General features: G+C 59.5%; 7 protein-coding genes. 4 read left to right on the top strand and 3 right to left on the bottom strand.

All coding sequences use genetic code 11. From position 1 onward, the window contains the following. Positions 1 to 50 precede the first annotated feature (50 nt). From V476_RS04335 to V476_RS04325, 3 genes are all read left to right on the top strand, one after another. Positions 51 to 1,172 carry a beta-ketoacyl-ACP synthase III gene (locus V476_RS04335; protein WP_003425567.1) on the top strand — a complete coding sequence of 374 codons (1,122 nt, stop codon included), beginning with the start codon at positions 51 to 53 and terminating at the stop codon, positions 1,170 to 1,172. Between the two features lie 120 nt (positions 1,173 to 1,292). Further along, positions 1,293 to 6,188 (top strand): NEL-type E3 ubiquitin ligase domain-containing protein, encoded by a 4,896-nt coding sequence (locus V476_RS04330; protein WP_024960381.1) that lies wholly within the window; start codon positions 1,293 to 1,295, stop codon positions 6,186 to 6,188. 39 nt (positions 6,189 to 6,227) lie between these two features. Beyond that, positions 6,228 to 7,355 (top strand): GNAT family N-acetyltransferase, encoded by a 1,128-nt coding sequence (locus tag V476_RS04325; RefSeq protein WP_016568774.1) that lies wholly within the window; start codon positions 6,228 to 6,230, stop codon positions 7,353 to 7,355. 723 nt (positions 7,356 to 8,078) lie between these two features. On the opposite strand, the gene V476_RS04320 is transcribed toward V476_RS04325, so the two are convergent. From V476_RS04320 to V476_RS04310, 3 genes are all read right to left on the bottom strand, one after another. Next, the gene (locus V476_RS04320) at positions 8,079 to 9,911 is read right to left on the bottom strand and encodes an ABC transporter ATP-binding protein (RefSeq protein ID WP_016568773.1); all 1,833 of its coding nucleotides are present in this window, start codon (positions 9,909 to 9,911) and stop codon (positions 8,079 to 8,081) included. Between the two features lie 101 nt (positions 9,912 to 10,012). Continuing rightward, a complete protein-coding gene (locus V476_RS04315; protein ID WP_024961436.1) occupies positions 10,013 to 10,576 on the bottom strand; it encodes a peptidylprolyl isomerase in 564 nt (187 codons plus the stop codon). A gap of 232 nt (positions 10,577 to 10,808) precedes the next feature. Next, positions 10,809 to 11,732: a LysR family transcriptional regulator gene (locus tag V476_RS04310; protein WP_003402385.1), complete on the bottom strand. Its 924-nt coding sequence runs from the start codon at positions 11,730 to 11,732 to the stop codon at positions 10,809 to 10,811. Between the two features lie 67 nt (positions 11,733 to 11,799). Between V476_RS04310 and V476_RS04305 the strand changes: the two genes are divergently transcribed. After that, positions 11,800 to 12,114, top strand: a complete 315-nt coding sequence (locus tag V476_RS04305) for a hypothetical protein (RefSeq protein WP_003314461.1) — start codon at positions 11,800 to 11,802, stop codon at positions 12,112 to 12,114. Positions 12,115 to 12,279 lie beyond the last annotated feature (165 nt).

Genomic DNA, 12,279 nt, shown 5'->3' with positions numbered 1-12,279 from the left:
GCCGTGCGTGAGCAGGTCATTACCTGCAACTCAATAAGAGAGGAACGACCGTGCACAACGTCGTCATCAGCGGCACAGGCCTGTTTACCCCGGCCAACAGCATCTCCAACGAAGAGCTGGTGCAGTCTTTCAATGCCTATGTTGCACAGTTCAACAGCGATAATGCCGCCGCTATCGAACGTGGCGACGTGCAGGCGCTGAGTGAGTCCAGCGCCGCTTTCATCGAAAAGGCTTCGGGTATCAAAAGCCGCTTCGTCATGGACAAGGAGGGCATTCTCGATCCGCAGCGCATGAAGCCCAACCTGCCGGAGCGCAGCAATGACGAATGGTCGATCCTCTGTGAGATGGGTGTAGCTGCCGCCAGACAGGCGCTGCAACGCGCCGGCAAAACCGCTGCCGACATTGACGGTGTAATCGTTGCCTGCTCCAACCTGCAACGCGCCTATCCGGCAATCTCCATCGAGATTCAGCAAGCGCTGGGCGTTGCCGGTTACGGGTTTGACATGAACGTGGCCTGTTCGTCGGCCACCTTCGGCATTCAGACGGCCTGCAACAGCGTGCAACTGGGTCAGGCTCGCGCCTTGCTGGTGATCAGCCCGGAAATCTGCACCGCACACCTTAATTTCCGTGACCGTGACAGCCACTTCATCTTTGGTGATGGCGCCACGGCGGTGGTGATCGAGCGCGCCGATCTTGCCACGTCGCCTTATCAGTTCGATATCGTCAGCACCCGGCTGCTGACCCAGTTTTCCAACAACATCCGCAACAATTTCGGTTTCCTCAACCGTACCTCGGACGAGGGCCAGAGTGCGCCGGACAAGCTGTTCGTGCAGGAAGGCCGCAAGGTCTTCCGCGAGGTGTGCCCTATGGTCGCCGAGCTAGTCGCTGCGCATTTGCAGGACAACGGCATCAACATCACTGACGTCAGACGCTTCTGGCTGCACCAGGCCAACCTGAGCATGAACCATCTGATCGTCAAGAAGCTGCTGGGCCGCGACGCCAGTGTCGAAGAAGCGCCGGTGATTCTCGACACCTATGGCAATACCAGCTCGGCGGGCTCGGTGATTGCGTTTCACACCTATCAGGACGACTTGCCGCAAGGCGCTCTGGCGGTACTCAGTTCGTTTGGCGCTGGTTACTCGATCGGCAGCGTGATTCTGCGCAAGCGCTGATCGCGTTCGACGGGTAGCGCTCTTGAGACGGGCGCTGCCTGTCATACCCCGTTATGTCATGTGCAGGCCGTTGGGTCTTTATCGTATTGGCTATTCACAAAGCCATTAGCGGTATCGACCATGTTCACCCTCAGATACAACCCCTTTGAAACAATAGAATCGTCCGTTGCACACGCCTCTGTAACGCCTCCACCGCAGGACGCGGCGCCGTTCGAAGCGGAGCACGCCAACACCGAATTCATCAGGCTCAACTTGCCAGACTGGTATGTGGGCGCGTCTACGGCACTGCGCCAGGCGCTGCACGCCAGCCAGCAAAGCGCACGCCGTTGCGCGCAGGCGCTGGAGCCAATGCGCAACCGGCTGTTACCGGCGCAGCAGTTTGCAGCGCCCTTGCTGTCGAAAGCGTTTGTCGAACGTTTCAAGCTCGACCTCGACGTTGAAGCGTTTCAACTGATGACCTGGCGCTACGACAGTACCTGGAGCCCGGCCCCGCTTGAGCAGACTCTGCTCCAGGCGGCCTTGCAGAACTTCGCTCCGAGCAACAGAAGCCGCTTCGATCCCTACTCTGCAATCTTGCGCACAGGTGGCCTGCGCTACTGGCTGATCGACAGCGCCCAGCGCCGCTACAAGGTGGAATACCGGGACCGTCAGGCGATCGATCTCGAACAGTTCGCTGATTTTTGCCATGAGCTGGATCTGGGCCGCCAGTATCAGACCCATCTGGACAGCGTGTTCAAACCGCCAGGCCCGGCTGCGCAAGCGGTTGCCAGCGCATTCATGGACAGCGAGCGTGCCGCCGTCGAGGTGCTTGCGCATATCGCTGTGATGAAAGGCGATATCACTGAAGCGGCGTACCAGACCCTGCTGGACATGGTGAAGTCCGTTGACCAGCCGCGATGGGATGGCAAGGGCGTGCGTTATTGCCAACTGCACATGCTCGACACCTACACGTTCCCCGGCTCGCTGTTACAGGGTGCTTTGCTGATACAGCAGGATGACGCCAGGCCCGATGACGGTCCTTGTCTGGTCTACCTGCCTTCCGAGCCCTCGCATCCGATCAAGCAGTTCGCATCGTTGCGGGCCTTCAATGTCTGGCTGGTTACGGCGTTGGGTAGCGAACACTATCGACGCTACTTCAGCCGTTTCGTCAGCCTCGGCCAGGCTTCGGCATTTTTTACCAAACTGGACGCGCGGCTGTATCCGGCCAGGGATCGCAAGCTGAACCCCGATGCCGACCTGGTCGTGCAGGCGCAGCCATTCTCGAAGCCGCCATTCGAGCGGCTATACGACCATTTGCTGGCCAAAACCTATGACGACTCAAAGGCTATCGCGGTGCCTTCCGCTCAGGTGGACCAGCAGGCTCACGATGCACTGATCGAAAGCCTTGAAAACAATGGTATGAACCTGTTCAACGTGGCCGGGTTCTTTGTGCCGGTGCTGGGTGAAGTCATGTCCGTGGTCGCCCTCTATCAGCTCGCCAGCGAAGCGTTCGTTGCTTACGAAGACTGGAAGCACGATGAAGTCGAAGACGCCATGCAACATGTCTACGACATCGGCGAAAACGTTGCACAGATGCTGGTGGTAGGCGGCGTCGTGGCTGCGGTGAACGGGCTGCAACCCTCGATGTTCATCGAAAGCCTGGTGCAACGGCGTGTCGACGGGGCCGTACGTCTCGGCAAGCCGAGCATCGATGCCTATGCGCATACGGTTTCGTTGCCCGACAACCTGAGCAGCAACGCCCTTGGGCTTTATGAGCACGAGGGCAAGACCTGGTTGCCACTGGACGGCAAACTGTATCGCGTCGAGTCCGATGCAGACGGCACCCAATGGCGCGTCAGGCATCCGGTGAATGAGCGTTCGTACGCGCCGAAGCTCAAACACAACGGTGCTGGCGCATGGCGCCATGAATGGGAAAACCCCATGGGTTGGGACGAGGTAACGGCTTTCAGACGCCTGAACCCGACGTATCATGCGTTCCCGGAAGAAGACATTCAGAAAGTCCTGCGCATCACCGGCACCCAAGAGGCGTTGTTGCGCCAGGTCCATGTCGAGAACCTCCAGCCTCCGGCCTTGCTGAAGGACGCCATTCAGCGCGTTGAAACAGAACGGCAGTTGCACGCCTGCATCGACGCTCTTCAGGCCGCCGATGTGACTGATGTCCATGTTTCTCATCTTGAACCGTGGCTGAAACTGCTGGTGTCATCACCGCGCTGGCATGAGGCCCGCGGCCTGCTACTGATCGACGCCCAAGGCGCGCTGCTGGAAGCGTGGAACGCGGGATCGCAGATGACGCTGTCGTCCCATGTCACAGGGCCGACCGGGCAGCTCACTGAGGTGCTGGGTCAATTGCTGGAAAATCTGTCCGCCGATGAAGCCGCTCGTCTGAGCGGAAGCGACCGTGCCGACAGGGCCGTTCAACTGCGTGGCCTCAAGCGCTATCTGGCCGATTACGCCCAGACGCACGTCGGGCGCCTGCTGGATGACATGCAGGCGCTCAAAGGTCGCAGCGACGACCCGCATGTCCAGCTGATACAGCGCGACTTCGAAAGCCTGCCGAGCAGCGTGGCGCTCGAACTCATCGGCATGGCCAGCGATGCAGACAAAGCGCGAATGACCACTGAAAAGCGCATTCCTCTAGGGCTTGCCGAGCATGCCCGCGAGTATCAGCAGCAACTGCGGATAAACCGCGCCAACGAAGGCTTCTATCGGGCGGTAACCGATAATCCGGACACGCGGGCAGCGGGGCTGGGCATGCTGCAGTACGTGCCAGGCTGGCGTGGTGATGTTTCGATCGATCTGTTGAAGGATTCGCTGGAGGGCGACGAAATAGCCAGTCTCGACAGCGATCAGGCCTCATCGCACCGGCTGCTGGTCAATACCGAGCAGGGTGTTCAGTGCTTTGAGCCGTCGGGCGAGTCGCTCAGTGAAGTGGATCAGCAGTTTTTCAGGGCGTTGTTGCTGGCGCTTCCTGAGCAAGTGCGGCTCGACATCCAGCTGCCCGCTGATGCGGATGAGCTGCAACTGCGCAGCCTGTTGCGCAATACGGCAGTCGAACGACGTGAGCGCATGGCTGCCGTTCTGCAATTACAACTGATCAAGCCGGGTATCAAATGGCCGCAACGCTTGCCCCATGGCCGTATTGGCTACCCCCTGAGTGGACGGTTGCGACGTTTCTTTCGTCGTCTGGGCATCGGCGCGTCCAGGTACTCGCCGGAGCTTGCGGTAAAAAGCTTATACCCTGATTTTTCCGATGCAGAGGTGTCCGGTTTCCTGAACGCGTTGCGCGCCGAACACACCGGACTGGCGAGGGAGTTGTCGACTTTCGTCCGGCAAAGACTGAGCAGCCTCGCCGATGAACTGCGAACGCTCCAGGTTACCCTGGACACTTGGGTCGCGGAAACGCCCTTTTCTTCGATGCGCCGGCCGAGGGAGGTTGCCGCGACGCGCATTCACGACTGCTGGAAACGCTTGAGCGTTCAGTGCCGAAACTTTCAAGGTGACTTCTTGGGGTACGCGCTCGATCTGGATAATCTGCGTATCGGAGAACTACCGGATATCACGGCCAACTTCGACCATGTGGCGGTGCTGAAAGCCCGCGCCATGCAGCTTACCGATCCACAAGCGGATGCATTACTGAAAAACTTCAATAGACTGCGTTCGCTGAGCCTGGACTTCAATGACCTGCGATCCTTGCCGACTTCGATAGGGCAAATGCCTCAGCTTGCAGAGCTGTCCATCAGCCACAATCCGCTGATCTGGACAGAGTCCGCCAACGCGACGTTGCAGAACCTGAACCGCCTGGAAATTCTGGACCTCAATTTTTGCTCGCTCGGCGAGGACGTCCCCATCAATGCACTGAACTCCCTGCGCCTGTTGTTTCTGCGCGGCTCCGGCATTAGCAGATTGCCGGCATGGAACTGGCTTCGGTCTGAGCTGATTCGTATTGATGTGCGTGACAATCGCATCTCGGAAATATCCATCGATGAGCTCGATAACATCGAGCGCTCCCTCAGTTCCTCGCGCCTGCACTTGCATCTGAACGGCAATCCGTTGAATTCACCCACGCTGGAGCGCATCAGGCTGTTTCGCGAGGGAAGGCTGCGACCGCGATGGGGTGTCAGCCAGAGTGTCAATCCGGTTGAGGCCGGGGCTGACAGTGCGCCGTGGCTTTTAGGCCTGAATCGTGAGCAGGCCAATACCCGCACAAGGCTGTGGCAAGACCTGCGCGCTTGTGCCGGCTCCACGGATTTTTTTCAGATGCTAAGCGATCTGACACACTCGGCCGACTTTTCAAGTAACCGCGATGAGCTGATTGCGCGGGTCTGGTCGATGATCGAATCGGCGTCGGTAAACGCCGAGCTGCGTGCCCAGCTCTTCGATGTTGCTGCGCACCCGCAGACGTGTGGCGATGGACTGGCATTGGTGTTTGGCGACATGGAAGTGCGCGTCCAGATCTTCTCGATCATGTCATCCACGCCGGCGTCCGCGCAGCCACGCAAGCTGTTCAGGATGACCCGCAGTCTGGACCGTCTGGACCAGGTGGAGAAAATTGCCCTGCGCGAGATTGCGTTTCGCCAGGCGAGCGGCGAGAGCGTCGATGAGGCCGAAGTACGCCTGGCCTATCGCGTCGGTCTGCAAGCGCGGCTTGAACTGCCGGGCCAGCCGCGAATCATGTGGTTCCGCGCTATTGCCAGGGTGAGCGAAGCGGATTTGCAGGCGGCTTACAACGAAATCATCGATCGCGAAACCACCCCTGAGTTTTTTCAGTCGATGATTAGCCGGGAGTTCTGGATGAGTTATCTGGAAATTCGTTACGCCCCGGAGTTCGAGCCGGTCAAGCAGCCTTTCAATCAGCGCCTGGTGGCCCTGGATGAGTTGCCGCCTGACCAGCAATCCGATCAGCAGTACCTCGAGCAGATTGGCGTGATCTCCCGTGAGCGTGAGCGAGCGATCAACGAATTCGCGGTCACTCTTTCCAGGCAGATTGCGGAGGCGGTGAACATGACGGCTCAATAAGGGATATTCTTCACCCTGTCTGCCTATCGGGGAACCTGCATGCCTGTTCACGTAATCGACAGCCTCGCCACCGTCACGCCTGCCCAATGGGATGCGCTGGTCCCTGGCAATCAGCCATTCCTGCGGCATGCGTTTCTCAGCTCGCTGGAGGATAGCGGCAGCCTCGGCCCACGATCAGGCTGGCGTGCCGAACATGTGCTGCACTACGAAAACGATCAGTTGGTGGCGGCGTTGCCGGCCTACCGAAAGTGGCATTCGTATGGCGAGTACGTGTTCGATCACGCCTGGGCAGACGCCTGCCGTCGCGCTGGCATTGCCTACTACCCCAAGCTGCTGGTCGCCGTGCCTTTCAGCCCGGTCGGCGGTTCGAGGATTCTGTCCGCGACGCCTCAGGGTGGCATCGAGTTGCTCGGCGAGCTGCCGGCGTACCTGCAACGTGAGGGGCTGTCGAGCGCGCACGTGAACTTTACCGATCCGGCGGCCGATGCCCTGCTTGAAACCCAACCGGGCTGGTTGCAACGGATTGGTTGCCAGTTTCATTGGCAGAATCGCGGCTACCGCGATTTCCAGGATTTTCTCGACGCATTGAGTTCGCGCAAGCGCAAACAGATGCGCAAGGAGCGTGAACAGGTGGCCGGGCAGGGCATCGAGTTTGAATGGCTCGAAGGCGCGCAGATGAGCGAAGTGCTGTGGGACTTCGTGTATGCGTGCTACTCCAATACCTACGAGGTGCGCGGGCAGGCGCCTTACCTGACGCGTGAGTTCTTCAGCCTGCTGGCCGAGCGCATGCCCGAATCGATCCGTGTGGTCATCGCGCTGCAGGGCTCACGGCCTGTGGCGATGGCTTTCAGCCTGATCGGTGACGACAGTTTCTATGGGCGTTACTGGGGCTGCCTGGCCGAGTTCGACCGGCTGCATTTCGAAACCTGTTTTTACCAGGGTATGGACTACGCCATCGCCCACGGCCTGCAACGCTTCGACGCCGGTGCGCAGGGCGAACACAAACTGATCCGCGGCTTCGAACCGCAGATCACCCGTTCGTGGCATTACCTGATGCACCCAGGCCTGAAAGACGCGGTCAGCGAGTTTCTGGAGCAGGAGCGCGTCGGCGTAATGGCCTATGCCGAGGATGCGCGCAGCGCGCTGCCGTATCGGCAGGCGGAGTAACCGGCCAGAAGATATTCAGCGACTGCACTGACCTCTTCGCGAGCAAGCTCGCTCCCACAAGTTCGGTGTATACCTGGCCGACAGGTGAGCGGCTACCCAGAAGACATCCAGCGACTGCACTGGCACCTTCGTGAGCAAGCTCACACAACTTCGGTGTACACCTGACCGGCAGGTGAGTAGCTATCCAGAAGACATTCAGCGACTGCACGGGCCTCTTCGCGAGCAAGCTCGCTCCCACAAGTGCGGTGTACACCTGACCGACAGGTGAGCAGCTATCCAGAAGACATCCAGCGACAGCACTGGCACCTTCGTGAGCAAGCTCACACAACTTCGGTGTACACCTGACCGACAGGTGAGCAGCTATCCAGAAGACATCCAGCGACTGCACGGGCCTCTTCGCGAGCAAGCTCGCTCCCACAAGTGCGGTGTACACCTGACCGACAGGTGAGCAGCTACCCAGAAGACATTCAGCGACTGCACGGGCTTCTTCGCGAGCAAGCTCGCTCCCACAAGTTCGGTGTACACCTGACCGACAGGTGAGCGGCTATCCAGAAGACATTCAGCGACTGCACTGGCACCTTCGTGATCAAGCTCACACAACTGCTGTGTACACCTGACCGACAGGCGGGGTAGCGGGGAGATCACTGCCCCTGAAGATTTTATGGCTTGTGAAGATCTTGTGGGAGCGAGCTTGCTCGCGAAGAGGCCGGCAGCCTCGCCCTATCAATCCACGCCTACAAACCCACCGGTCTGATGCTGCCACAGCCGTGCATACAGCCCGCCATGCGCCAGCAGTTCGCTGTGCGTGCCGGTTTCGGCGATCTGGCCTTTCTCCAGAACCACCAGGCGATCCATGCGCGCGATGGTCGACAGGCGGTGCGCGATGGCGATCACGGTCTTGCCCTGCATCAACGTCTCCAGGCTCTCCTGAATCGCTGCTTCGACTTCCGAGTCGAGTGCCGAGGTGGCTTCGTCCATGATCAGGATGGGCGCGTCCTTGAGCAGCACGCGGGTGATCGCGATACGCTGGCGTTGACCGCCGGACAGCTTGACGCCGCGCTCACCGACATGGGCGTCGAAGCCGGTGCGACCTTCGGAGTCCGAGAGCAGTGGGATGAACTCGTCGGCGCGCGCCTTGTGAATCGAATCCCAGAGCTGTTCATCAGTTGCGTGCGGATTGCCATACAGCAGGTTCTCGCGAATCGAGCGGTGCAGCAGCGAGGTGTCCTGGGTGATCATGCCGATCTGCGCCCGCAGGCTTTCCTGGGTGATTTCGGAAATATCCTGGCCGTCGATGAGGATCCTTCCGCCTTGCACGTCGTACATGCGCAGCAGCAGGTTGACCAGCGTCGACTTGCCCGCGCCGGAAGGTCCGATCAGGCCGATCTTCTCACCCGGTCTGATGTCCAGGTTGAGGTTGTGAATGATCCCGTTGCCATTGCCGTAATGGAAATCGACGCCGTCGAACCGGACGCCGCCGTTTTCGATCTTCAGCGGCAGGGCGCCGGGTTTGTCATTGACGGTGACGGGCTGCGAGATACTTTCCAGGCCGTCCTGCACGGTGCCGATGTTCTCGAAGATGCCGTTGACCACCCACATGATCCAGCCGGACATGTTGACGATGCGGATGACCAGACCGGTGGCCAGTGCGATCGCACCCACCGAGATCATCGACTGCGTCCACAGCCAAAGGGCCAGACCGGTGGTCGCGACGATCAGTACGCCGTTCATGGTGGTGATGGTGGTGTCCATCGAGGTGACCACGCGGCCAGCCAGCTGACTTTTTTCGGTTTGATCGCGCATCGCTTCGCGAGCGTACTGCTGCTCGTGGTTGGTGTGGGCGAACAGCTTGAGCGTGGTGATGTTGGTGTAGCCGTCGACGATGCGGCCCATCAGTCTTGAGCGGGCATCGGACGAATCCACCGAGCGCTGCTTGACCCTCGGCACGAAATACATCAGCGAGAGGATGAACGCCGCGATCCAGGTACCCAGCGGGATCATCAGGCGCCAGTCGGCTTCGGCGAACAGCACCATTGCGCTGATCGCGTAGATCAGCACATGCCACAGCGCATCCACCGACTGCACGGCCGAGTCACGTAACGAGTTGCCGGTCTGCATGATGCGCTGAGCGATACGCCCGGCGAAGTCGTTCTGGAAGAAGTTGACGCTCTGTTTGAGCACGTAACTGTGGTTCTGCCAGCGAATCAGGTTGGTCATGCCGGGGCTGATCGTCTGGTGGACCAGCAGATCATGCAGGCCGACGAAAATCGGCCGCAGCAGCAGGGCTACGACGACCATCCAGATCAGTTCGGAAGCGTGAATGCTGAAGAAATTCTCCGGCGGCGTGGTTTGCGCCAGGTCGATGATGCGGCTCAGGTAACTGAACAGCGACACTTCGATCAACGCACCGATCAGGCCGACCACCAGCAACGCAGTGAACGTCGGCCACACCTGACGCAGGTAGTAGAGGTAAAACGCGAAGACGGTATTGGGCGGGGCTGCGGTAGGAGCGTCTTTGAAGATATCGATCAGTTTTTCGAAACGACGATAAAGCATTGGCTATCACACCCACGCAACGTGGGTTCTCCTTGATAAGTGGAGGCTCTCCCGTCCGGACCGCACGAAGCCCAAGGCTTCATGCGGTGCAGGTTTCCCGATCAGTTGACGCGTTTGGCGTAGTTGATCAGGATCGGGTCGATTGGCACGTTTTGCATGCCTTTCTGAGTAGTGGTGCGGGCGTTGACGATGTTGTCGACGACGTCCATACCCTTGACGACTTTACCGAACACCGCGTAACCGAAGTCGCGCGCGCCGTTGTCGAGCATGGCATTGTCATTGGTGTTGATGAAGAATTGACTGGTGGCCGAGTTCACGTCCGAGGTACGCGCCATGGCAATGGTGCCACGCACGTTATGCAAACCGTTCTGGGCTTCGTTCTTGATCGGATCCTTGGTCTGCTTCTGAACTATCTGCGGGGTGAAGCCACCGCCCTGCACCATGAAGCCCGGAATCACCCGGTGAAAGATGGTGTTGGTGTAGAAGCCGCTGTCGACATAGCCCAGAAAGTTCTGGGTGCTGACCGGCGCCTTGGTGTCTGCGAGTTCGATTTCAATCTGGCCGAAGCTGGTGTCGAGTACCACGTGCGTGGCTTTATCCGGGGCAGCCATCAGGTTGGCGGCGAACAGCACGGAGCAGGCGGCGAGAGCGATTTTTTTCAGCATGTGGCAACACGTCCTTCATTGAGAGATATCGACTGTGACCGGCAAGGTAACCACGTTTGGCTTTTTTTGCCCAGCGTATTGGCGGGTTTGCAGCACTTCAGGCGATCAGGCTGCACGTCCATGGACCGCACAGGATTTCAGACTGCGTTGCTGGCGATGAATTCCAGCCGCGTGCGATTGAAGTGCTGCATACAGCCCTGATTGTGCGCAGAGTGCCATGTGGCTGCTCCGGTCAGGCGTTTTGCGGCGTGCCGAGTGCAGCGGTGAGCGGGGTCGTGTCAAAGCTGCGGATCAGATCGATCAGAATCTGCGTGGCCGGGCCCAGTGGCCGGTCCTTGCTGGAGTAAAGATAGAAGGTCGGGTTGCGGCTGCCGCCCTTGTCCAGGCGCAGGGGCTTGAGCAAGCCTTCGCGCAGTTCGCGCTCGATCATGTGCCGCGGCAGCCAGGCGAAGCCCAGGCCGTTGCTGACGAAGGTCGCGGCGGTGCCCAGGCTGCCGACGGTCCAACGCTGTTCCGCACCCAGCCAGCCGAAGTCCCTGGGTTGCTGCCTGCCCGAATCACGGATGACGACCTGCAACTGGCTTTCCAGGTCTTGAAAGGTCAGCTCGCGATTGGCCTGATGCAGGGCGTGGTCCGGGTGCGCGACGGCGACGAACTCGACCGAGCTCATCTCGGTGCCCAGATGTCCGGCAATGCTATAGCCGCTGATGGCCAGGTCCGCAACGCCTTCGAGCAAGACCTCTTCGACGCCGGAGAGCACCTCTTCACGCAGTCGCACCCGGCAGCCGCGGCTCTGTGGCATGAACGCGGTCAGCGCCTTGACCAAACGTGCCGAAGGGTACGCCGCGTCGATCACCAGACGAACTTCAGCTTCCCAGCCCTGCTCCATATGGTGCGCGAGGTCTTCCAGCTGGCTGGCCTGCTTGACCAGTTGCCGCGAGCGGCGCAGTAGTACGCCACCGGCTTCGGTCAGCACCGCCTTGCGCCCGTCGATACGCAACAACGGCACGCCGAGTTGCTCCTGCATGCGCGCCACGGTGTAACTCACCGATGATTGCGAGCGATGCAACGCTTCGGCGGCCTGAGCAAAACCACCGTGATCGACCACGGCCTGCAATGTGCGCCACTGGTCGAGAGTCACGCGGGGCGCTTTCATGCTGTAATTCCTCTTTAAATACGGGCTTATTGTTCTACTCTGACAATCCCGACTCGGAGATTGCCGAATGAATCGACTGTGTTGTGCGCTGCTGGTCATGTTGCCGGTGACGGCCCTGGCGTACCCCATCGAGGTGGAAAAACAGTACCAGGACGTGAAGATCGATTATGTTGCTCACGACGTCTATCACGATACCGGGTCAATCACCGTCAACAACTACGGTGAAGTAGACGCCAAATGTTCGGTGGTGTTCATCAACGGGCCGGAGGCGCCGCGCACCCGACGTGTGCAGGTTGGCGCAGGCAAGAGTCTCGACGTTTCATCCCGATTCAATCGCAGCATCATAAAGCTGCGAATCAGGCTCAGCTGTCAGCCCGCCTGAGAGTAGAGCGCTCTTATGGATAAGACAAATTTATGGGTGGGGGCACAGAGGCTTCGCGTTTTTGCGCAACGCGTTGGTGTAGCACCGGGGTTGCGGGGGATGTCACTCACCCCGGTCGCTCTTGCAGATATTCTGAGGGTGCAGCCCCGTTTCCAGGGCTATTTA

Origin of the sequence: Pseudomonas syringae KCTC 12500 (genome assembly GCF_000507185.2) — a bacterium.
Lineage (GTDB): Bacteria > Pseudomonadota > Gammaproteobacteria > Pseudomonadales > Pseudomonadaceae > Aquipseudomonas > Aquipseudomonas syringae.
This window is presented reverse-complemented; position numbering and strand designations above follow the sequence as displayed.

Bases quoted from the DNA above. Each gene is read 5' to 3' on its own strand.
- V476_RS04320 (WP_016568773.1), bottom strand. From the start codon at position 9,911: ATGCTTTATCGTCGTTTCGAAAAACTGATCGATATCTTCAAAGACGCT.
- V476_RS04305 (WP_003314461.1), top strand. From the start codon at position 11,800: ATGAATCGACTGTGTTGTGCGCTGCTGGTCATGTTGCCGGTGACGGCC.
- V476_RS04330 (WP_024960381.1), top strand. From the start codon at position 1,293: ATGTTCACCCTCAGATACAACCCCTTTGAAACAATAGAATCGTCCGTT.
- V476_RS04315 (WP_024961436.1), bottom strand. From the start codon at position 10,576: ATGCTGAAAAAAATCGCTCTCGCCGCCTGCTCCGTGCTGTTCGCCGCC.
- V476_RS04310 (WP_003402385.1), bottom strand. From the start codon at position 11,732: ATGAAAGCGCCCCGCGTGACTCTCGACCAGTGGCGCACATTGCAGGCC.
- V476_RS04325 (WP_016568774.1), top strand. From the start codon at position 6,228: ATGCCTGTTCACGTAATCGACAGCCTCGCCACCGTCACGCCTGCCCAA.